The following is a 21,352-nucleotide window of genomic DNA, read 5'->3' as shown; positions in this document are numbered from 1 at the left end:
CCTGTCAGTCCTCCAGCGGTTCCCAGTGCAGGGTGCCGAACAGATAGTCCATCAATGGCAGCACAATATTGAAATTGCGCCCCTGCATCAGTTCGCGCCGATGGTGCAGCTCATGCAGCCGGCGCATCTGGCGGATCCACGGCAGGCGCGCCAGCGGATGCTTCGCCGGCAGGTGTTCGCAGGCGTGGAACACCTCATAGGCCAGGTAGCCGAGCAGGGTGCCGCTGGCGAACAGCGCCGCGACATTGGCATTCAATGGCAGAAGGGCCAGCCACAGCGGCAGGGCGAACACCAGGCTGTGGAGCACGATCAGCCAGGCGGGAAACAGCACCACCCGCCAATCCCGTGCCGTGTCGCAGGTCATGTAGCCGGGGCCGAAGAAACTGTGATGGTCACCGGTATGGCGGGCATAGAACAGCCGGGCGAACGGCTGCCGGTGGTGCCCCAGCCAGCGGTGCACGACATAGATACACAGGTTGAAGAACAGCAGCGACAGCGGCAGGGCCAGCCATTCCATTGGCTGCAACGCGTGCAGCGAGTGCCACAACAGGCCGATGCAGAGCGCCCCGTAAGCCAGGACGAAACCCCCATGCAGCCAAGGGTTGTAGCGCGGGTGAACGGCGGCGCGGTAACGCGCGCGGAAGTCCGGGATGGGGTTGCGCATGGTCGGGCTCCAGCTGTTGTGGTGATTGACAGCAGCGTAGCAGCCGGCGCGTGGGGCGGCGGCGGTCCGGTTCAGGGGTGAAGAGATGTAAGCGCGCGCCGGATTTGGCACCGCTTCGCAGAGGATTTGGCACCGCCGCTGATCGCGGAGCCTAGACATAGCGAAGTTACTTGCTCCCCCCAACGCCCGACGGCGCCCCCAACTGCTCAACGCTGAGTGACCAGCCCAAGCGGGCCTCCGGGTCAAGCGGGATTACCGCCTCTTGCACGACCCAGAAAGCCACACCGGCGGGCACGTCCTTGATACCGATATCTTCAATGGTCAGCCCACACTCACATGGGGTCATGACAGCCACTGGCTCACCTGGGATTTGATACACGATACGCAGAGCCATCACTTACCTCCGAAAACTTGAACGCTGTTGTAGGGGAAATCCGTCATCACGAAATTCGCGCCAGTGCCCATACCGGCAGCGCTGACGCTTGTCACTCGCAACGCGGAGACTGTGGGAGCTACCGAGCCACCACTTGAGAGGTTGAGTGCGTTGGAGATGCCACCCACGGTGTAGCAAAAGCTGTAGTTAGGGTTTGCCAGTGGGGTGGCAAAGTTGATTGTGAAGTCCCCCACACCGTTATCGGTGATGCTCGAAACATTGAAACTGTCTCGCACCGCGACCGTTCCAGTGCCGTTCCATGACACCCAGGCCGAGCAGGTGGCCTTAGCCGAGCGGAACTTCTTGGATGTGAGCACCGCCGTATCATCGCTGCCGGTATCCACCTGCACCTGAGAAGCCACCCGAGCGATCCCCTGGACTGTCTCTGTTGCCTGGACCAAGCGATCCGTAATAGCGGCCAACAGAGCCGTAATCTCGGCCTGGGAGTAGGTCGAGGTCTTTGGATAAGCATCAGTGATGCCATATCCCGAGAGGGTCGTTGCTTTCGCCGCCTTGCCCGCCAGAGCGTTCGTCATGGTGGTTGCGAAATTCGGGTCATTGCCAAGAGCCGCAGCAAGCTCATTCAACGTGTCTAGCGCAGCAGGCGAAGATGCAACTAGGTCTGAAACTGCTTTTTGAATAGCGCTTGAAGTTTCTGTCTTGGTGAACGCATCAGTTATGCCGAACCCAGCGACAGTGGTCGGCTTGTTAGCGAGCTTTGCCCAGGTCCCGGCAGCGGCCTGGAGCGCCTTTACCGCATTCAGAACTTGAGAATCATCACTAGGGACGATGTCCATCCCAGCCCCTACAATTAGGTTCACAAGCTCCCGCTGAATAGCGTTGAGCCAAGCGGGAGTTAGCAACGTGGCATCTACACCCGATGCCGGCTGTCCTTGCGTAAACTCCTTCGAGCCATTGGCTGTCGAGGTGCTGTCACCAATTCTTTGCATCAGTTATCTCCATAGCCGAATAGCAAGATGGACTCAGCAGGCTTCATTTGGCTGAGTCGACATTCCAGCAATTTATTTCCCCACACTGCCAGCGGATCACCCGCCGCAGCCATCCCAGCCACGGCGTGACTGACAGTCACTGCCGGCGCATTGACTCGCCATGCGAAGCTCCAGTCCCCGCCGTAGAGCGCATCGCCAGCGCGGGCTATACCTGCCCTGGCAGGGCGAAATGTGGTGATCGTGACGTCATAGCCCAGTGCCTTTGCCAGCGCGATAAAAAATGGCTTGCTCCGCCCATCTCGACTACTCAGCTTGCTAACAACAGCCTGAATGCGCTGCCGAGTCGTTTGCGGCACTCCGACAAGGCATGGATCAGGTAACGCAAGGACGCGCTCCCAATCAGCCAAACCCATACCCGTATCGGCGAACAACGCCGCACCAACTGCCTCGGCCTTATCGTCAGTCAGGGTGAGCGCGGATGCCTCAGCCTCAATGGCTGCTGACAACCTCGGGGCTGTACCGTCATACGAGACGGGCGGGAGCAGCAACCGCAACTGGTCGGCGAGCGTCGTCATTCCATCAGCCCAAGAGTGATGGTGCCGGGGCGAATCCACCCGACAAGGGCAGGATCATCCGACGCCTTGACGTTGCCCGTTGGGGTTGTCAGAAGGCGATCAGTAACCCCAGCCAAGTTGTTTAGCATTGCCTCAATCTGCGACCGTTTAAGACCATCCTGCGGCTGAATGGCACCGAGCAATGTGTTGTAAGCAGCCTGGGCAGCAGACTCAATATCGGACAAGTTGTAGCCGCTGGCCAATTCAACCAGGGCCGTAGAATCAATCACTCTGACAGTCGGGACATAAACCCATACGTCGGCGATTACTGAACACTTTGATTCAATATGTTTTTTGCAGTTAGAAATGACTTCCTCTGATGGAACCCCGCTACTGCCGGTTATCACCACGTCGACCGTACCGCCGCCCCGACGACCAACCAACACAAGCGCATCAGCTACGCCATCAACTTGCCGAGCCCATTTCCTGTAGTCCTCAGCAGTTCCACCCGCTGGGGGTGTTTGGACTTGATCCAAATACCGGGCACGCAGGGAGTCCAGCGTTTCAGCGTCCTCACCACCAGCAGTTTCGCCAACAAAACTTGCAGAACTGGACATAGCCAACGGCGGGCTAGTAATTACCAGATCTCCACTTAAACCATTGAGAGCGACACCGGCTGTATTGGCACGGACGCTAACAGCCACAGTTCCATCTGGACCAATCTGCGCACCTGAAGTCGTCGCAAACTTTTCCCCTGTGATGAGATGAGTGAGCGTCGATCCTTGCAGCAGAATGACGCCAGGCGTACCGCTCAAAAGCACTGGCGCCGTGGCCGCTACCGGATCTTTCTGAAACAACCCCTGAATCGCCGCGTGATGCAGCAATTCATCATCATCTGCGGTGTCCGCAAATATCTGACGATACACCCATGCCAGCTTCTGATAGAGCCCTTCGACGGCCGCCGCAAAAGCAGCCGAGCGAGCGTAATTGTCGCTGTCCTTGCCGATATCGGCCTCAGGCTGCAAGTTGCGAATATCACGCAGGATCTGCCCGAGAATACTTTCGAACGAGAGAAACGAGATGGCCATTTAAATAACCCTTACAGGGAAACGAAACACATGCAAATTGCTAGTGGCGTCCGTGACGTTGATATCAAGGTTGAGCCAGCCGTTATGTGGCTGTTCAGTGGTTACGCTGATCGCAGTAGCACGGCCGTCATCAAGCAGTTGCTTAAGTGCGTCCTCAGCGTATTGCTTAGCTAATGTGCCCACCCGAGAAAGATCTTTCTCGCGGCGCAGCTCATGCAGGCGGGAACCAATTTCGGGAGCTGCCCAGTAGCTCCCGAGGGGGGTTGCGATTCGGATGTAGACAGCATTAGCCAGCGTGTAGATTCGCTGTCCAGTTGCGTCGCCTGTATTTGGGTCTATGCCTGCGTCCATACAGGCAGAATGACAAGTTTTATCGACCAGTGAGTTTCAACGGAATGTAAGCCAAACCTACTGCTGTTTGTCCGGGGGAGGCCCCTGATTATGCCCATGAACGTTATAAATATCCCGGTCGGCCTGCATACTTCGAACACGGTCTGCAATCTCGCCTGCACCCTTGATATCGCCAGTCGTTTCGATCACAGGCGTATCAAAGATAACTTTTGTGGTCGCCTTAATCCGAAGCGTATCCGTCTCAACTTCAATGACACGTCCGCGCTTCATATGAACGTAATCGCCTTCGTCGGTGTACAAGGCGACTTCGCCGCCTTGTACCGCCAACCTGTAGCGACCGTCTTCGCTTGCAACAACCACAGCGTGATTCGTGCTGCCGCCGACCGGGATGACGATGTACTCAGCACCGGCCAGCGGCGCCGATGTGAAACCGTAGTGCTGGAACAGCTCCCCATCGACAGCCTCACCGGCCAGGCCCTCCATCTGCACGCCCTGGAGCTTGCCCTGGGTGTTACCGGCAGCCACCGCCCGGAATGCCTGACGCACCTGCTGTAGAGCACGCTGCACCTGCTCACGGACCTGCCTTGCTAGCCCAGTCATATCAAGCGCTCCTGATCTGTTCGATAAAGGCGGCATCCGGATTGGACTTGCCCTTGTGTTTCTTGATCTTGGCCCCGTCCAGCACCCACATTTTGTCCTCTCGCAACCGCAGCTCGGTGATTGCACCCTGCCCGCGAGTGAGCCGCATCGTGCGAGCCATCAGGAAGTAGACGGCGTTCAGGCCGTGCGGCTCGCTGTAGACGTGCACCCGCTGCCCCGGATTCCAGACCAGGCCGGATGCTGTCCGATGCCCTTTGACGATTGCGCGGATCTCGAACCCCTCAAGACGACTGTCCGCCAGTAGCTTTCGCGCTCTGGTCGTCGCCATGTCTTGGTTCTCGGTGCTGTTGTCGATCACCACTTTCGGCCGGAAGATGCCACGCTGGGCCAACGTCTCGTCCTTGATGACCGACTGAAGGTGGGAGCGCTTTGTATCCAGGCCATCATTGCTGTACTGACCATGCTGGCCGAGGACGGTGATCTGGCTGTAGCGGTTCGCGATTGATCGCCGCACGGACAGCCGCTCAACGTTGTTGCCCATGCCGTCTAGGCGTAGCACCAGGCCGTCGACGGGTGCCGCGTCATAGTCCGGCCCACCGACCACCAGCGTTCCGTCTGGCTCGAACCACGGCCACAGACCACTTGCCTCAGCGGCTTGCAGCAATGCCTCCCAAGCGGTCTGGCCTGGCTCAATCTGAACACGCCGACGCCCCTTGCCCTTGGCCGACTTCTCGCGCACATCAATCTTGCTGATCCCCAGCGGCTTAACCACCTTGCTGATCACCTCATCAAGCGATGCCTCGCGCATGGCAACGAAAGGACAAGAGCAGTCGACCAGGGGAGCAGCACCGTCGCGGCCGTTAATTCGGATTGCGATACCACTGCGGCTGACGTCGTGTTCAAACTCGTCGACCTGTCCCGTCAGCACCCGGTCACGGCCGAGGTTCAGCGTGCAACTGGCCCCCTCGACCAGGACTTTTGGCAGCCTGGCCGTATCACGGACGTACAACTCAAGCTCAAACGCGTCAGACGGTGTGAGCAGGTCCGACTCGACCGACCACCCGTCCCATGTCGCGTGGGTCATACCGCCAATGGTCAGGCGGATTGCGTCATTTGGCGTAGGCACGTAGCACTTCTCCGGCTTCGATGTTGTGTGGGGCTTTCAGCCCTGGGTTGAGCCGCATCAGCTCTTCGGCACGTGCATGGTCGCCGTACCAGTGGTGGGCCAGCCGCCGCAAACTGGTGGCGCTGGAGACAGTGCGTTCAACCAGTGGTGGACTGAGCAAAATCACCGACCGAGCGCGCGCTTGCACCAGGCCAGCGACTGAACGCAGTGCATTGATCACCGGCAACGCGGATTCGACGTCGTATAGGCGACGGTGCAACAACACCGCAGACTCGGCCAACGAGCGCGCCAGGTTGACAAGGCGCTCTAGATCATCCGGGCTCAGCGTCTGCGCCGTCGCCTCGTCATCGATGACAGCGGCCACAGCCTGCACATGGGAGACGGCCAGCTCAGTGATTGTCAGTACGACTAGGCCCAGCGCAGTGGCCTCGACCGGATCGCTTGGCATCTCAGCCGGCAGTACCGCTGAGTCCGGTTCAACACCTTGTCGGGCAGCCAGCAGAAACGCGGACCCGGCCCGAGCCGCATCAGCGGTCAGGCTTTCGGCACCCGGCATCGCGAAAGGGACACCACTGCGCGACAGCAGTGAGCGCGAGTCGGTCGGCGTGCTGCCCTGAATGACACTGCGGATCTCGGTCGGCGTGCGCAGCAGGTCAGTCAGCGGGTCGAAGGCCGAGAGCGGGTTGCTCTTGAACAGGTCGACGACCCCGGACACGACGCCGAGGATCTGGCTACGCAACTGTTGCAGCCGCAACCCGATCCCCGGCAGGCCGAGCGCCTTCTCAAGTAACCCCGTCCAGCCGCCGCCAATCCATTCCTGGATCTCGGCCACCAGGCTGTCGATAGCAGCCAGAAAGTCAAAGATGCCGTCCTGCCAGGTGTACTCATCCTCCACCAGCATCTTTTGCTCGATGGTGTAGATGAGGTCACGCGTGAAGAACGGTTCGTCTGGCTTATGTCCGACGAAATTCAGCTCGACCTGCGCGTAGTCTGGGCGGTCTGCGCCGTGATGCACCGTGTAGCCTTTCGACACGACCGCGACACTGCCGTACACCGGGTGCACAAGCTCGCCCGGCCCAATGGTGTCGAGCGCGTCGAGAAGCGTCCGCAGCTCGAACTCATAGTTGGTGCCGAACAGCACGGCTCGCATCATGTAGACCCGAGCGCCTTGCCCTAGGTCCTCAACCGCATCGCCGTCCTGATAAGGCGTCCCATGCTGTGCCAGCGAGCGCTCGGCCTGAACACTTTCTTCAACCACATCGAACGGTACGCCCCGGAACGAGGCGTCCAACAAGTTCTCCGCCCAACTCATTGGCCGCGCCTCACTTGAATGTCCGTCCGACGCTCTACCTCAGCCTGGATTGCGTTCGAATCAAGGCGCAGGTCGATGACCAGCGGCCTCGACAGTAGCGCCTGCAACTTGGCGTCTGCGGGGCTCTGGCCGCTCGCCTGCTGCATAGGAGCCAGCGCTGCATCAGTGAGGCGCTGAGAGGCGTTTGCCGCCCATGCCCGAGCCCCATCAACAGATCCACCGGACGCGGTTAGCCCGGTCTGGTCATGCGCCAGGCGCTGTGCCTGACTCGAAATCCAGTCGTCCGAGGCATCCGGGTTGTCCTTCGCCAGATCGATGCGGTTTCGGTAGAAGGCCGTTTGATAGGCGCGCTGCTTGTCGTTGAGCAGCTTTGAATTCTCAGCAGCATGCAACCGGCCCTCGTCGGTGTTCTCTGTCGACCCGCTTGTCACGCCGCCCGCCAGTGCCAAAAGGGCCGCACCACCTGCTTTCCAACTCGGCATGCCCCACTTCGACTTAGCCGCCCCTGGAATCTCTGGTGTCACGGAACCACCAGCGCCGATATTTGCCGGCCAGTTTGTAACGAATACCGAAGTAACGCCGGCCGCCTCTTCAAGCACTTTACCGACTGCGATATTTTTAAGTGTCTCCGGCCCGCCCAAGAACTTATTGAACAAAGCACCTACACCCGCTTTTGCGCCGCGACCTGCGTAATAACCACCAATACCAGCCAGGGCACCGCCGGCCAACATTTGCTCACCAGACAAGTTCAGGTCATCCAGTAGGTAACTCCCAAACTCGGAAAAGCCTTTGTTCAACGGCTGCGCCATGCGGTCAATGGCCTGGCTGAGCGTGGCTTTCATGCGGCTACCGGCACCTGTGGCGCTGTTCACGTTGTCCACAAGGTCTTTTTCAAAGATGGGCTTGGCCTGCTCAATCTCTTTCGACTGTTCAGCAAACTTCTTGTTCTTATCGCCCGTCAACATAATTCGCGCACCGCGAATTGTATCTTGGTCCATGCCTTTAAATACAACGCCCATAAACTTTGCGCGCTGCTCATCTGTTTTCATACGATCATACTTTCGCTTCAAGTCCGAAAAAACATCTTCTGGATTTCGCGAACTTCCATCTTTGTTAAAGAACTTAACGCCAGACGCCTTAGTAACTTGATCACGATAGGTTTTGTTGCTGAATACTCGCAAAGTCGATTCGGCTAAAGTACCCAATCGCTCTGGCTGAAGTTCAACCGTGGACAGCGTTTCGGTGAACGCCAGTGCCTGCGAGATCGACATACCCGCCGCCTGAGCAGCACCCCCAATCTTCGGGAACAGGTCGGCCAGGTTCTCAAGCTCAGCGTTACCGAGGCGACCGGCTACCGTCATCTTTTGCAGCAGATCCAGCGCAACGCCTTCTTTGTTCAGGTCCAGGTTAAACGCACTGGCGCCCGCTACCACTGCCTTGCCCAACACAGCCGAGTCAGCACCAGTTACAGCCGTCCCTTGCCCGATGGCATCAGCGGTCTTCTTCGCCGCGCTGTAGTTGACCCCGGATGCAATCAGCGTGTTGAAACCACTGTCCACTCCCTCGCGGTCGAGGCCGTATTTCTTGGCGATGCGGAACCCTTCCGCTCGCCACTCGTCCCGCTCAGCGTTCGACATGTCGGCAGTCTGCTGGGTGCGGATCAACTGGCGATCCAGACGGGCACTACCAGTCAGGCCGGCCGCTACTCCGAAGCCCAGACCAAGCCCGGCGAGCTGCCCCTGAGCGGTGCCGCCAAACCGCTTGAGCCGGTCGAACTCTTCACGAACGCCGGTCGCGAGACGCTTGAGAAGGCGCAGGTTATTACCGCCGCTCTGAGCCAACCGACGCATGCTGGCTTCAGTCTTGTCGACGGACTGGCGAAGCGGCTCGGAGCCTTCTTTTGCGGCCTTGGCAAGCTCGGTTTTCGTGTCGTTCGCGGCCTTGCGCGCGGTTTCGCCCATCGTTTTCAGAGCGCTAGTGGATTGCGTAACACCAGCACGCCAAACACCTTGCCCCTGCGCTACCTCACGCACGGCCTGGCGAATGATCTTGTAGCTAGCCGCGCCGGCCTGGCCGGCGTTACGCAATGCGGCACCGGACTTGTTTGCCTCGTCAGTGAGGGTGCGCGCTCCCTTCTTGCCGGCATCGCGCAGTGTATTGTCGAGCGCCTGCACTTCGCGGCGTGCATCACCCGAGTGCGCCTGAAGGCGCAAGGCTACGCGCAGGTCCGAATTCATGACCGAATCTCCCAAAGACTTTCATACAGAAGAAAGGCCCGAATCGGGCCTTGAATTAGTGCCGAGTCTCGGCCTTGTCTACTTCCCAGCAGAGGTGGGCATCACCACCCGGCCGGAGCTTCACCAGGTAAGACCCAGGCCCTCCAGGGGACAGGCCCAGTCGCTTACCAGCGGCGACCAGATCCTCTTGAAAGGCCACCATCGGCTCAGGCGCTCCCAGCACAAGAAGCGCGGCGCTACGATGAGCGCGGAACGAATTTTCAAGAGCCTCAAAGTCAGCCTTGGGGAGCGCCACACATTGGATAGTCATCGTCTTTTCTTCCCTTTGCCCCTGGCGACATATCGAGTCGTGTTTTTCTTCCTGCCGATCAGCAGGTCAATACGCGTGTCGATTTCTTGCCGTGTCATTGACCGGATTTCGTCGAGCCGGTAGCCATGCCTTACGAGGGCGTGCTCGATGCGTCGCCAGTCTCGGGCTGTGCCGCCTTCTGCGGCTTCAGCTTTTTTTCCAGGCTGACATCCGCGTCAGCGATCAAGGCCAGGTCGGACTCAGCCAACTCTTCCAGCAACAGCTCCGTCGTCAGCGCCTCGGCAGGGATCTCGCCGAGAGCGAGCAACTGGCGACGGTAGACCTCAACAGTGATCAGTTGCAGCGGGCCCTCGGGGTGCTGTTGCTGGGCCGCCACCATGTCACCAGCGACCGCAACACGCAGAGTGAACTCTTTGTGCCGCGTGCCCGCGTACCACACGCCGATTTCCAACTCACCCTTGATCGTCAGGCCTTCCCAACGCTTGCTTTGGTCAGTCATAACCTCACTCCATGTAGTAGTTGAGAGCGGAAAGGGTCAGGTCACGGGTGGCCTCACCTTCCAACTGGTACTTACTGCCCATTTCCATCAGCGCGACACCTGTCCATGTCTCGCGCTGACCACCTCCATCGACAGGCTCGATGGTGATCTTGGCGTCAAGCATCGCCCGCCAGTTCGGCTCACCCGTCTTCGGGATCGCGACCGAGACACGCAGCTCATGGTCTTCCATGCCCTTGGCGGTGCCTTTGGGGCGGCCAGTGCGGTTCATCGTCTTGACGACGGTGCGACCGGTTTTCAGCGAGTGGTCAAGGCTCTTGACGTCATAGTCTTGGCCGTTGATGGACAGAACGATCTGCCCTACGTAGTTATCAGACATAGGGATCTCCGGTTACAGCAACAGGTCGATTCGGCCAGCAAAGACATGCAGGCCATTCACAACGTCAGCAGGGATAGAGGCATTCAACCGGCTCACGTCTTGACCAGATCGCTCGACGACCAGGCCGTCTGCGTTGTCATCCACGGCCTCGACAATCTCCAGGTCCTCCAGCTTTTTGAGTACGTCCAGCAGCTCGCCACGCACCGCTGCCGGAGTCCGGTTCGACAGCTTGTCGCGCGGGAAGCGCAAACGAATCCGGTCACGGCAGGCCTGCCGCACGTAGTACAGCGTGCGAATGGTGGTCAGATCGAGCAGCGAAACGTCATCGGCACCGGCCGCGCTTTTGGTGTAGGTCGAGACAGCACGAACGATCTGCACCACATCACCTGCGCCGACTTCCAGCGGGGTGACGCCGTTCTTCAGACAGGTCTCTTGCTCAGTTCGGCCCAGGCGCTTGGCGACTGGCGGAACGGCAGTTCCCGTGAGGACGAGGGTGTTGAGTGGCCGGGCCGGGTCTTGTTCAGAAGCGATCATTGCTGCGTACGCGGCAGCAACCTGGCGTGCAGACGATGACGTACCCGGCAGCAGCGCCAGGCTGATGGCCCCACTGTTCAGCGATGCGGCCAGGGCAGTGGCAGCGGAAATGGTCGACGTGACAGCACCAACACCGAGGATGGATTGCTGCTCAATCGAATCGGTATATGTGTTGATGTGAGTGCGCAACGCCGTCATGGCCGCCTGAGTGAACCAGGCCGGCACCAGGATGGTGTAACCGCCTAGGGCCGTTGACGCCAAAGCTGCCGAGATATCTGGCTCATCGGAGCCGGTCACAGCGATACCGACACAGGACACGGCGGCATAGCGGTAGGCTGCGAGCAGAGCCGCAACCATTTCACCAGCCACCGGCCCGAACTGAGCCTGCGCCTCGGTCGCGTCGTAGACCTGAGCCGGCACCAGAGGCTCAGCGGTGGCATCGGCGCCCAGTGGGACAACCAGGCAGATGGATTGGGGATTGGTCGGCAGGTTCCGCACCGCCATCCGCAAGTTGAACTCCATGTAGACGCCGGGCTTGCGAATGCTCGACGGGATCGTGTCAAACGGAATGGTCATTGGGCGGTATCCTTGGCGGCCGTTTTGGCACCGCCTTTGACGGTACTGGCAGTGGCTGGCTGATCGTCAGCCACAACTTTCAACTCGCCGGAAGCAACGCGGCGCTGGTAGTAAGAGTGCTCAGGTACGTCGACCGGATCAGCCGGGGCTGGCTTGATAAAGCCGCCCGACTGGTCGCCGGCCTGGAGCATTGGCACGGGGTGCACTGTGGCAATCACACGCATCACAGGTTCCTCAGTTCAATCGAATCGGTTACGACCACTTCCGGGTTGTCAGCCGGCACGTGGTACGACAGGTCAATGCCTTCCAGGATTGGCAGTTCTTCTTCAGGGATCTCCCAGTCCAGCTCGACGGCGAAGCTCTGGCCCAGCACCGACAGGTGGCTGGCGTCGAACTTACCGTTCACCAGGTTTGCGAACTCGGTCGGCGACACCCGAGCACCGCCCGGTTTGTGTTGCCAGCCAGTCAGCAACCGCATGCAGCTCTCCCAGATCCAGTAGCTGCCGGGGTCAGTGGGTACGGTGCCGCGCCGGGTTTCACGCTCGCCGCGCACTGAGCGACTTGAGATGACCAGGCGGAACACCACCGCTGCCGCGTAACGCCGGGCCTGACTCGCCTTGCGGAACGTCACTTTCGGGGTCGTGATCAGCACGCTCGGGGTGAGCTTGAGAAGGTCGACCAACAGATCAGGGTCGCTCAGTTCGCCGCCGTAGCTGCCGACATGCAGTCGCGGCAATTGCTTCAGCAGCTCGCCCAAACGTCCCTGAATGGCGTCCTCCAGCTCGCCCAGCATCACAGCCCCCTCATGGTCGAGCGGCTGAACGTCCGTGGCTGGTGGCTGATCTGGAGCCCAGATTGCCCAGACTCGGCCGCGCCTCGCTTCTCATCCTCGGCGGCCAGGTTCTCCAGTCGCTTGATGATGTCGCGATATCGCAGACGAACAGCCGATTCGGCGTTGGCCTTCTCCCCGTACAGGTGAAAACGGGTCAGCTCAGGCAGGTCATCAGCCACCCAGTCCGGGGCGTCCTGCCCCGGCTGGCGATACCGCAAGTAGTACTGAACCTCACTGCGAGCACGGCCCGAGGCGTCAGCGATCCTTGCCAACGCAGCCACGGCCGACGCCACGTCCTCCGGTGCCCAGTCATCCAAAGACTCACCATTGGCAGCCGCCTCCAGCAGCTCACCATCAATAGGCCGGTGGGTTTGAGGGACCGCAAGGTCCGCCATTTCCTTGGAACCGAAACGGGTGATGATCGCGATTGCGCTCGGCAGCGAGAGATTCATTACTCAGCCCCCTTCTTGCTGGCTGCACCGCGTTTACCCGCAGCCTTCTCGGTCACAGCGTCCGAGTGATCACCAGAAGCCGGAGCCATTGCCGGAACCGGCGGCGTACTCGACGACGGCTCAGCACCGCCGGAACTGTCGAGCGTCGATTTATGTTCATCGTCCTGCGCCTCCAGCGCCTTGAGGTGTTCGGTGACGAGGCCGGCCAGGCTGTCAGGCAGGATGCAAATCACGCCTTCCTGCGCGGGATCTGCGGGAGCCAGCAGCTTTGCTGCTTCAACGATCAGAGCCGGGGCTGCCTTTTGGCGATCGAGCGCTTTCACCAGGTCGGAACACGCGGACTGCAAGCCGGCACGGGCCTTCTCCAGATCGAACGAGGCCGTCAGCAAACCCGCCTTGGTCTGCTCCAGCTCGTGCTCCAGCTCAGCGATGGTTTCGCCCATTTCCTGCATCAGAACCGGAGACGAATTGCTTTGGCTTGCAGTTGCACCTGGCACTGCTTGCTCAGCCACCACCAGTTGAGGCTCACGGCGGAATTGCTCCAGTTGCTGCTCGGTCAGCTCGCCATCCGCGTAGAAGGTGCCTTCGGCGCTGTGGGCGATGCCACCGCGACGAAAGCCATCAATCTTGGACTTGATCACGACACCCATGATCAGCTCCCCGTACCAGTCGAGCCGAAGGCCATCTGCCAGAAGCCGTAGCCGCCCGCCGCCCGCGCTTCAGCACCGAACTTGAATTCCTTGCGGTTGAATACGTCGGTGGCCTCAGCGTCGATTTGCTGCACGAACACCGGGGCCTTACGTTCCTGATAGATGAACGGTCGGACGGGCTTGCTTGTATCGATCAGGAACCACGCGGTATCCGAAGTGAGCCGAGCCTCGACAACCAGCTCAGCAGTGCCCTTGTAAGGGTTCGGCTTGCCGTCTTCCAGGCGATCAACAGTGAGCAACGCCCGACCGGTGTCTTCCAGCGCCGGCGGCACCAGCAGAACGGTCGGGATGCAGTTGATTGGTCGACCGTCTTCATCCTTGAACTTGCGCATAGCGGTCCGAGCAGCACCGTAGCTCGACTGGGCAGCGGCCAGGGTGGAAATGCTCAGCGCCTTGGTGGTCATGTTGCTGACGCTATTGCCCGCCACAGGATGGTCGGTGTCGAAGAAGTACTGACCGTCATAGCACGGCGAGACGAAACCGCCGTTCACCAGCTCATAAACGATCTCGTCAGGCAACTGCTTGGCCGAGAAACCCGCCATCTGCGCCTGTGGTTGATAGATGCCCAGTTGGTCATCTTCGATATGGTTGCGGTCGACCGCGACGGTGGCTTCGAAGTCTTCGTTCGTCACCGAGTAGCTGTAGGCCTGGAGGTTCTTGACGTGCTTCTCACCGACCCAGCGGCGCATCTTGGGAAACGCTGAGAGCCAGGCGTAGAGGTTGCTGCCGGTGCTGGACGGCACCTTCATCGCGATCTTTTCCCAGGTGCTGGGAGCCGATGCGAAGGCATTGTTGAACAGGGTTTTCAGGCCAATGAAAACGGCCTGGATGGAAGATTTGTTTACCAGCATGCGCTATGCGCTCCTATATAGAGAGGGTTACTCGACCCAGACACCGTCGGAATCGATGCCCACAACCAGGCCAGCGGCCGAGCGAGTGCCGCCGCCATCAGCCGCCGCCACGGTTGCGTCGTCGACGATGTAGGCCGGCTTCAGCAAGCGGGCTTGGGTGACGGTGCCGTCGTTCGCCCACTTGAAGGCTTGGTTACGGCGAACCTTCACGGACAAGGCGCCATCAGCACCGGAGGTGTTATCTGCCGATTCCTCGGCACGGCCGGCGTAGGTCAGGCCGGTTGCTGCCTTGCCCGGAATGGCAAAGCCATTGGCGTTCAGCGCGACCAGGGAACCCGCGAAGATGCGCACACCGGCACCTGCGCCGATCACCACAATGTCGGTCTGTTTGTATGGGGTATTGCGGTCAGCGGTCAGCGGCATGGCTTAGGCCTCGGGCTTCAGGGTTTTGGCGTACTCCACCGGGTTGAGACCGAGCTGGGCACATGCTGCTTGCTGCTCAGCGTTCAGCGCGGTAGAGGTTTTCGGAGGTTGCGCATCACCCAGGCCGGACGGTTCAGCAATAGCCGGCGCGGCCTTTACGAACTCGCGGAAGCGGTCGAGCCCGGCTTGCTCGGAGCAGCAGGCGCGGTGGTAGTCAGCGGTCGCCGGGGTGATCTTGCCGGCCTTCAGGGCGGCATCGATTTCGGCATTGACGACCGCCTTGTGGTCATCAGCCTTGCGGGTTGCCAGGGCATTTTCGGCGTTCGTTGCACGGGAGACGGCTTGGTCGTAGTCGCCACGCGGGACGAACTTTTCCAGGCTCGGCTGTTCGTTGTTGCGTGCGGTGGCGGTTGCCTTGAGTTGAGTTACTGCGGCGACGGCTTGTTCATCGGTTGCGGTGGGGTCCACACCGAGGGCTACCGCCAATGCGAGAGAAATTGCCATTTGAGGCTCCTGCTCATGGTTCAGTGCTGTCAGCACCAGGTTGGGTTTGTTCGTCAGGCCGACGCTGACCATCCGAAGAATTCGGCGGTATGTGTCGTCGTAGTCGAACACGGGGGATACAAAGCGATACTCTTTGGCAACGACCTGCCCCCCAGCGCGAGGGGTCCAATTGACATGCCCCCACAGGGCACCGTCGCGCAGCTCAAGCTGGTCAATCCAACCAGCGGCAGGGGCTTCCTCGCCCTTGGGTGCTGACACTTCGGTGGCGTGCTCCCAATCAATCACCATGTCGATACCGCGTTCGGTGAAGGCAGCGAGCACCAGTTGCTGGGCCAGCTCATCGAACAGCCAGGTACGGCCATCTCGACCAGTGACGGTGGGTCCAGTGGGGATCAGCTCAATCCACTCGGGCGGCTGCCCTTCGGTCGAGGGCAGCGCGGAGAGGTCTGTGTTTAGTGCGAGAAGTGTTTTCATGCCGCCAGTGTCGGCGGCATGAGGGAGAGAGTGTTTTTAAGCCCGACGCAAGAATATGCAGGCTGAGGGGGGGCTAATTGAGAGCCGGGAATGCTACCTCGCTTCGATCAGCGAGCGGGTCACTTTTTGAGGTTTTCCAGCCTTTCGAAGAATCTCAACGCCGGTTATGGCTCGGCAATGGGGCTGAAACAAAATCTAACGGTGGTCTAACGGTGCTTCGATTCGGTTTCCAACCGGATGCACCGGCTAGGCCCTACAACGCGCTCAAACGGGCGCGTTTTCAGGAGGCCCGTTTACCCCCTCAGATAGGCGCCAACGATCTCCACAATCTCTGCCTCGTCCTCGCTCGACAATCCGAGGTAGGGTCGAGCTGGCATATCAACCGACCGCGCCCCGTGCGTGACCCACTGAGCGAAGTTCGACTGACTTTTTCTCACAAAGCGGTTGCCGACCACGCCACCTCTCTCCCTGAAGTAAACCTGCTGCGACCTGGCAGCGTGATTGACCTTGCCGCCGAACTGGTGGATGGCGCCGTAGGGGCGGTCCGTGCCGAACTGCAGTTCGTCGTTACTGACTTGGTGACGGAGCGTATCGAGCAGCGCGCCAGACTCGCGAAGGATCTTGTTACCTCTCTTCCTTGCCAGGGTACGCGGCGATAGTGGCGCCCACGGCGATCCGTCTGGCCCGACTTGGCGGCGGGCGCGCCCATCAACGGACATGTGCAGATACTCGCCAATGTCGTTGAGCGGCACCCTCAACGAGCCGAGGCGCTCAATCAGCAGCTCCAGCCCGCGCCCGGCAACCGACGCATCAATGGTTACATCAAGCACTGCCCCTGCCACGAATGCCTCCTTTATACGTACTGATCACTCGCGGCCCGAGCGACGATAGAGCCGCACGCCGATGCGAAGTTGTTCCAGGTAGTCGGAATCAATGGCAGCCGGCGCAAGCGTGGTGACACCGCTCCAGCCGTCGCTCCCCACCTCAAATACCGCCAGTGCGGGCACCGCGTCACCATCCAGTTTGAAGCGGCGAATGTAGCGGCGGCGCACTACAGCCTTGTTCCGCTCGCGCTGCCACTCCAGCCTTGCCCACACCTCGTCCGGCTCTTTCAACGCGTCAGCCAGCAACAACAGCTCACGCGGTTTGACCTTTGACGCAACGGATTTGGCACCGTCGAACATGTCACGGCCGACAACCACGCTGTCGCCAGCCTTGTCACGGAACACAGCAGGACTGTCCGCAGTGGCACCAAACTCTCCCAGGAACCGGTCGACATACTCGTCATCTGCCAGCCCTTCGGGCATGACGCGGCTGGCAGCAGCCGGACGAGGCGTTGGCAGCGGACCTGGCGGGCGGCGGTTTGGCAGCCCGGCGCTCGGCACCGGACTGGCACGGCCAGGCTCGGGGAGTGGGTCATGGACTCGCGACATCGGCACGGCCGAGGACAACCGCGACTGACCTGGGGCATGCTCAAAGCCAGGGTCGATGCCCAGTGGCACGCGTACGGTACGTGAACCGTTGGGACTGTTGACGCCGATGACGCGGGTCTCATACTCGACCACAGGCACCGGACCAACTTTGAGCCCCATGCGCTCAACGTCCCGTTCGCTCAACATGAACTTTTTGCACTTGCACCCCCATCCATTCTGCGGGCTGTGCGTCGACCACCAAGCGTCATCGAGCGGGAGCACTGTGCCATTCCACGCCAGGTGCTGAGGACGCGGATGTGAGCTATCACCGTGACGATAGAGCCCATAGGGCCGAGTCTTCCGCAGCTCAGGGTCAGCCATCTGCGTTTCTCGGCCGGCGTTGTAGGACTGCCGCAGGTTCGTTTCGAAGATGGTGCGCGACCGCCAGGCTCTGCCGCCGTTGTGCTCCCAGCCATGCTGGGCAACGATCCTGTCGAAGTCCGTTCTGAACTGTTCCAGGGTGCGGCCCGTCGTGATTGCCTTCTCTACTGCACCGCGCATGTCGGACAGCAGATCGCGCTTGGTTGCCCCGGCCACGACGAAAGCCCAGTCATGCTCGGCGGCATACGTGTCTGTCCAGGCGCGGGAGGGCAGATTGGTCTTGCCCCTGAAGTAGTCGATCTGTTCTTTAAACGGCAATGAGCCGTGAGATACTGCCATTGCTGCATCTACTCATTTGGTAACGCCTCATGGAGGGCATTAAGTGAACATCACTGGTGATATGGAAAAAGTTGCTCGCGACACACAGGTAATCGGCCTCTTTACTGCCCTTGCCACGGCTGCCACTTCGGAGCCTGGATTCAACAGAGCCAGCTACATAGCAAAGGTAGAGGGCACTCTCGCGAAGATGGAAAGCGTTTACGATAAGCACCTTCTAGAAATGGTGCGCATCGTGCTCATGGCGATCAAAGCCCCCTGAGCACGTCGTAGCGACCGGCCAGGCTCGCGGCCATCATCCCGTCAGCCATTGCATTGGCGAGCTGGTCGGCGCTCATGGCGGGGTACGCATCAATCAGTCGGTCGCGAAACTCTTCAAGGCTGGACACCGAATCCAACAGCTCCTTTATTGCATCCACCATGTCATCCATGGGCGCGGCAGCAGCCGCCTCCAACGTCTCGACCTGGCTGTCCACTACATCCGGCACGGCAGCCGGGACCGGTGCCGCTTGTCGCTCGCGGTTGAGCGCTGTAGCTACCGGGGCGTCAGCCGCAACCTGCGACGGCGCGCCAAGAATCTCGGCACCCTCGGCCGGCTCAGGCAGACCGAACTTGTCGCGGATAACCGACTGCTCGACCCGCAACCCGAATGGCACGAACGCCTGTACGGCCTTGATCAGCAGCTCAAGGTTTTCGGGCTTCGGCACATCAATGATCAACTTCGGATAGCGTCGACCAGGTGCAAAATTCAGGTCGCAGAAAGGCCGCACGAACATCCGGTTGAGTGTGTTCGACTCAGCCTTGGCGTCGGCCTCCAGCAGATCCAGGCGTACTTCGTTGTGCACCTTGGCTTGAGCCAGGCTGGCACCGTCGTCGGCACTCATGGTCTGCCCGACGATGGCTTTGGACATTTGCTTGTCCCACCACTCAGCCAGCCCCTTAAAGAACTCGCCCGCACCATTGACGTTCGCAGCCTGCGTGAAGTCGATGCGCATCGAGTCGGGGATAACGGCAGCCGCGTCGCTGCCGAGGTTCGCCACGGCAGACATCAAAACACCAATGTCTTCCTTGCTTGCGCTCGGCCCATAGCGACCGACACGCATCGGAATGCCGTAGATATCAGCGAAGCCCATCCAGTCTTTCCAGACCCAGGCCTTGCACATGTAGCCGACCGCCGCCAGGCGTGCCAAACCACCACGGATCGGCAGGCCTGCGCGCAGCCTCGGACGATGCACAATGAACTTGTAGGGAGCCAGCGCGATGCCATTGAGCATGTCCGCCTCATCGAGCAGGCGCAGCTCTTGACCGGTTTCCCGGTCGAACTGAAAGAACCGAGGGTCGCGCAGTTCGAAGCGCTCCGGCGTCCACGTCTTGCCGCTTCGATCCCAGATGACTTCGACCACCGCGTACCCTTTGCTCAGAGCATCTGTTAGGTCTGTCTGCATCTCACCGAACTCTGCCGACTCAACCACCTCGCGCAGAATGTCGGCCCGGCGAATGTCTTCAGCATCATCCGTCGCGGCCTCAATACGGATATTGAGCCCTGCAAGGGCAAGCTTGCGCGTGCCGAGCACCGAGGCGTAGTGCAGGTCTCGCTCCTCCATCTCTTCCGCAAGGGTCAGGTAGTCGCGGGCGTCACCTTCGGCGGCGGCTTGCAGCAAGCCTGCAAGCCGCTCTGGAGTGAGTCCACCCGCGACAGAGGGATGCCAGACATGGCGCACGCCGGTTACACGTGGCGCAGCCACGTCCTCGCTGAGCTGATCGTATTCGATGGCTCGGCCGTATTGATCCACGATTGGTGAGCGTGCCATTACCAGATGCCTTTTCCTGAACGCCAGCCCGCACCCTGCTTGACCTGTCGATCATGCTGGGCCGTGGGCATAACGCGGTGATATTCGAAAATCTCAATTTCCTGCCGGCTGGCGAAGTCAGCGAGGACCAGGGCCACGCCTGCGTCCCCGTGGCGCTTATCGCCACCCTTTTCCGTTGTGCGCTGTTCGGGGATACGAGCAACGCCTTTCACCACACGGAAAGCGCGGACGTCCCCGGTAACGTCCTTGTCTGCGGGGATGCCATAGAGGGTGTCGTCCTCTAGTGCGGCCTTGAAGGGCGGCATGTTGTCCCGATACCAGCCTTCAGTAAGCATCACCTGCTCGATGCGGTTGAACCCGAATTTCACGGCGGCAGACTCGGCGATCTGCTGGCCGTTGCCTCGGGCGTCATGCGCACCCTTGAGAAAGTTCGGTAGATGTTCGACCAGGTAGAACAGGATCTGCTCTTGCTGCTTGAACGGCACGTTCCGCATCTCCAGCACGAACGGCGTGCGCTTGCGCAGGTTCTGCTCCTTGAGCAGCGGCCACAGGACTGACAGGTCGCCAGAGCGGGCGAAGTCCATCCCATAGAAGCTCTGCACGTCGGTCGGCATGGCCTTCAGCAGCGGCAGCAACTCGCGCTCGCACCACTCCAACGACTCAGCCATGCGCACGCTCTCGGGCTTTGTTTCGTATCCCTGCGGATACTTGAGGCGCAGCACGGGCGATTCGCGACTTGTGCGGCTCTCGACCAGGGCCATCGACAGGTAGGCACCGCCCCCCTGACTCGGGATGCAATCAAGTTCCTCATTGGCCGCTTCGCCATAGAAGTCGTAAACGTCCTGCACCCAGGCATCACGCTCCGCCTCAACGAACGGAATGCCTTTGCGCATGCACACCCGGTCATACAGGCCATCTTCGACGGCCTCACGGAAGGTGCACCGGAACACCACACCCTTACGCTTGCCTGCCCGTATGTCTTCGATAAGCTCGTTGAATGCGTTTTCGGTGCCGTCGTGCGTGCTGATCACGTGCACCTCACCACCCCAGATCAAGAGCGCAAGTGCCGCCTTCAGCAGCTCGGCAAGGTCTTGATGGAAAGCGGCCTCATCGATCACCACCACGCCCTGCCGACCACGCAAGTTACTCGGGCGGCTGGTCAGCGCGACAATGCGGTGCCCACTGGGGAATGAGATGGTGAAGGTCTTAATGTGCTTGTCTGGATCTTCATCGGGCCAAATGCCTTCTTCGATTTCGCCCGCCGCGTAGTTGAAGGCGCGCGACCACATTGCGCAGGCCTGGATGTATTCGACCGTCATGTCTTGGTTGTAGCCCAAGTAGTAGACCGTCTGGCCACCGGCCTTTTTCTCTGCGGCAGCCACAAGCACGTTGTCGGCAGCCTCTGCCCAGGTCAGACCGATCCGGCGCGACTTCTCGGCGACCTTGAGGGGAGCGCGAATGTTGACCCAATCCTTTTGATACTCCAGAAGGACAGACGGAGCAGCGACCCCGGCAGCACTCAACATTGACAGACTGCTCATGCGCGCCTCCAGGAT

The 21,352-nt window shown here is 60.2% G+C and carries 24 protein-coding genes and 1 pseudogene; 2 read left to right on the top strand and 23 right to left on the bottom strand.

What is annotated here, in order from left to right; translation table 11 throughout:
- Positions 1 to 16 precede the first annotated feature (16 nt).
- From PF66_RS11190 to PF66_RS11150, 9 genes and pseudogenes are all read right to left on the bottom strand, one after another.
- Positions 17 to 664: pseudogene (locus PF66_RS11190) on the bottom strand (sterol desaturase family protein); the annotation flags it as partial.
- Between the two features lie 393 nt (positions 665 to 1,057).
- Positions 1,058 to 2,047, bottom strand: a complete 990-nt coding sequence (locus PF66_RS33280) for a hypothetical protein (protein WP_054062730.1) — start codon at positions 2,045 to 2,047, stop codon at positions 1,058 to 1,060.
- Positions 2,047 to 2,622 carry a YmfQ family protein gene (locus tag PF66_RS11175; protein WP_054062729.1) on the bottom strand — a complete coding sequence of 192 codons (576 nt, stop codon included), beginning with the start codon at positions 2,620 to 2,622 and terminating at the stop codon, positions 2,047 to 2,049. The genes PF66_RS33280 and PF66_RS11175 overlap by 1 nt, the downstream gene beginning before the upstream one ends.
- A complete protein-coding gene (locus tag PF66_RS11170) occupies positions 2,619 to 3,689 on the bottom strand; it encodes a baseplate J/gp47 family protein (RefSeq protein WP_054062728.1) in 1,071 nt (356 codons plus the stop codon). The genes PF66_RS11175 and PF66_RS11170 overlap by 4 nt, the downstream gene beginning before the upstream one ends.
- Positions 3,690 to 4,040, bottom strand: a complete 351-nt coding sequence (locus tag PF66_RS31940) for a phage GP46 family protein (protein WP_081009832.1) — start codon at positions 4,038 to 4,040, stop codon at positions 3,690 to 3,692.
- A gap of 57 nt (positions 4,041 to 4,097) precedes the next feature.
- On the bottom strand, positions 4,098 to 4,640 hold the full coding sequence (locus PF66_RS11165; RefSeq protein ID WP_054062727.1) for a phage baseplate assembly protein V: 543 nt from the start codon (positions 4,638 to 4,640) through the stop codon (positions 4,098 to 4,100).
- A 1-nt stretch (position 4,641) separates the two neighbouring features.
- Positions 4,642 to 5,766, bottom strand: coding sequence for a phage baseplate assembly protein (locus PF66_RS11160; RefSeq protein WP_241494326.1), 1,125 nt, complete (start codon positions 5,764 to 5,766; stop codon positions 4,642 to 4,644).
- A complete protein-coding gene (locus tag PF66_RS11155) occupies positions 5,750 to 7,057 on the bottom strand; it encodes a DNA circularization protein (protein WP_241494324.1) in 1,308 nt (435 codons plus the stop codon). Before PF66_RS11155 ends, PF66_RS11160 begins: the two co-directional genes overlap by 17 nt.
- Before the next feature lie 17 nt (positions 7,058 to 7,074).
- Positions 7,075 to 9,315 (bottom strand): phage tail tape measure protein, encoded by a 2,241-nt coding sequence (locus PF66_RS11150; protein WP_054062724.1) that lies wholly within the window; start codon positions 9,313 to 9,315, stop codon positions 7,075 to 7,077.
- Here PF66_RS11150 and PF66_RS11145 point away from each other — a divergent pair.
- The gene (locus tag PF66_RS11145; protein ID WP_054062723.1) at positions 9,314 to 9,748 is read left to right on the top strand and encodes a hypothetical protein; all 435 of its coding nucleotides are present in this window, start codon (positions 9,314 to 9,316) and stop codon (positions 9,746 to 9,748) included. The two genes, PF66_RS11150 and PF66_RS11145, sit on opposite strands and share 2 nt — an antisense overlap.
- Positions 9,749 to 9,755: 7 nt before the next feature.
- On the opposite strand, the gene PF66_RS11140 is transcribed toward PF66_RS11145, so the two are convergent.
- From PF66_RS11140 to PF66_RS11085, 12 genes are all read right to left on the bottom strand, one after another.
- The gene (locus PF66_RS11140) at positions 9,756 to 10,124 is read right to left on the bottom strand and encodes a hypothetical protein (RefSeq protein WP_054062722.1); all 369 of its coding nucleotides are present in this window, start codon (positions 10,122 to 10,124) and stop codon (positions 9,756 to 9,758) included.
- Between the two features lie 4 nt (positions 10,125 to 10,128).
- Positions 10,129 to 10,500 carry a hypothetical protein gene (locus PF66_RS11135; RefSeq protein ID WP_054062721.1) on the bottom strand — a complete coding sequence of 124 codons (372 nt, stop codon included), beginning with the start codon at positions 10,498 to 10,500 and terminating at the stop codon, positions 10,129 to 10,131.
- A 12-nt stretch (positions 10,501 to 10,512) separates the two neighbouring features.
- Positions 10,513 to 11,610, bottom strand: a complete 1,098-nt coding sequence (locus PF66_RS11130; protein WP_054062720.1) for a phage tail sheath C-terminal domain-containing protein — start codon at positions 11,608 to 11,610, stop codon at positions 10,513 to 10,515.
- Positions 11,607 to 11,834 (bottom strand): hypothetical protein, encoded by a 228-nt coding sequence (locus PF66_RS11125; protein WP_054062719.1) that lies wholly within the window; start codon positions 11,832 to 11,834, stop codon positions 11,607 to 11,609. The genes PF66_RS11130 and PF66_RS11125 overlap by 4 nt, the downstream gene beginning before the upstream one ends.
- On the bottom strand, positions 11,834 to 12,403 hold the full coding sequence (locus tag PF66_RS11120; RefSeq protein ID WP_054062718.1) for a phage protein Gp37: 570 nt from the start codon (positions 12,401 to 12,403) through the stop codon (positions 11,834 to 11,836). Before PF66_RS11120 ends, PF66_RS11125 begins: the two co-directional genes overlap by 1 nt.
- Entirely contained in the window at positions 12,403 to 12,894 is a 492-nt protein-coding gene (locus PF66_RS11115) for a phage protein Gp36 family protein (RefSeq protein ID WP_054062717.1), read from the bottom strand. The genes PF66_RS11120 and PF66_RS11115 overlap by 1 nt, the downstream gene beginning before the upstream one ends.
- Positions 12,894 to 13,544 (bottom strand): HI1506-related protein, encoded by a 651-nt coding sequence (locus tag PF66_RS11110; protein ID WP_054062716.1) that lies wholly within the window; start codon positions 13,542 to 13,544, stop codon positions 12,894 to 12,896. The genes PF66_RS11115 and PF66_RS11110 overlap by 1 nt, the downstream gene beginning before the upstream one ends.
- Positions 13,545 to 13,546: 2 nt before the next feature.
- A complete protein-coding gene (locus PF66_RS11105; protein ID WP_054062715.1) occupies positions 13,547 to 14,455 on the bottom strand; it encodes a Mu-like prophage major head subunit gpT family protein in 909 nt (302 codons plus the stop codon).
- Between the two features lie 27 nt (positions 14,456 to 14,482).
- Positions 14,483 to 14,878 carry a hypothetical protein gene (locus PF66_RS11100; protein WP_054062714.1) on the bottom strand — a complete coding sequence of 132 codons (396 nt, stop codon included), beginning with the start codon at positions 14,876 to 14,878 and terminating at the stop codon, positions 14,483 to 14,485.
- Positions 14,879 to 14,881: 3 nt separating this feature from the next.
- Complete coding sequence (locus tag PF66_RS11095) at positions 14,882 to 15,856, bottom strand: phage protease (RefSeq protein ID WP_054062713.1); 975 nt, start codon at positions 15,854 to 15,856, stop codon at positions 14,882 to 14,884.
- A gap of 293 nt (positions 15,857 to 16,149) precedes the next feature.
- Positions 16,150 to 16,698, bottom strand: a complete 549-nt coding sequence (locus PF66_RS11090; RefSeq protein ID WP_054062712.1) for a phage virion morphogenesis protein — start codon at positions 16,696 to 16,698, stop codon at positions 16,150 to 16,152.
- A 24-nt stretch (positions 16,699 to 16,722) separates the two neighbouring features.
- Positions 16,723 to 17,988: a PBECR2 nuclease fold domain-containing protein gene (locus tag PF66_RS11085; protein WP_054062711.1), complete on the bottom strand. Its 1,266-nt coding sequence runs from the start codon at positions 17,986 to 17,988 to the stop codon at positions 16,723 to 16,725.
- A 43-nt stretch (positions 17,989 to 18,031) separates the two neighbouring features.
- Between PF66_RS11085 and PF66_RS11080 the strand changes: the two genes are divergently transcribed.
- Positions 18,032 to 18,247 (top strand): hypothetical protein, encoded by a 216-nt coding sequence (locus tag PF66_RS11080; protein WP_054062710.1) that lies wholly within the window; start codon positions 18,032 to 18,034, stop codon positions 18,245 to 18,247.
- Here the strand turns inward: PF66_RS11080 and PF66_RS11075 are convergent.
- Together PF66_RS11075 and PF66_RS11070 are read right to left on the bottom strand one after the other, a co-directional pair.
- Positions 18,234 to 19,796, bottom strand: a complete 1,563-nt coding sequence (locus tag PF66_RS11075) for a DUF935 domain-containing protein (protein WP_054062709.1) — start codon at positions 19,794 to 19,796, stop codon at positions 18,234 to 18,236. The two genes, PF66_RS11080 and PF66_RS11075, sit on opposite strands and share 14 nt — an antisense overlap.
- Complete coding sequence (locus tag PF66_RS11070) at positions 19,796 to 21,337, bottom strand: hypothetical protein (RefSeq protein WP_054062708.1); 1,542 nt, start codon at positions 21,335 to 21,337, stop codon at positions 19,796 to 19,798. The genes PF66_RS11075 and PF66_RS11070 overlap by 1 nt, the downstream gene beginning before the upstream one ends.
- Between the last annotated feature and the right edge of the window lie 15 nt (positions 21,338 to 21,352).

Source organism: Pseudomonas asplenii (assembly GCF_001293465.1).
Classification (GTDB): Bacteria; Pseudomonadota; Gammaproteobacteria; order Pseudomonadales; family Pseudomonadaceae; genus Aquipseudomonas; species Aquipseudomonas fuscovaginae_B.
The sequence above is the reverse complement of the archived record's forward strand: the minus strand, read 5'-3'. Positions and strand labels throughout refer to the sequence as shown.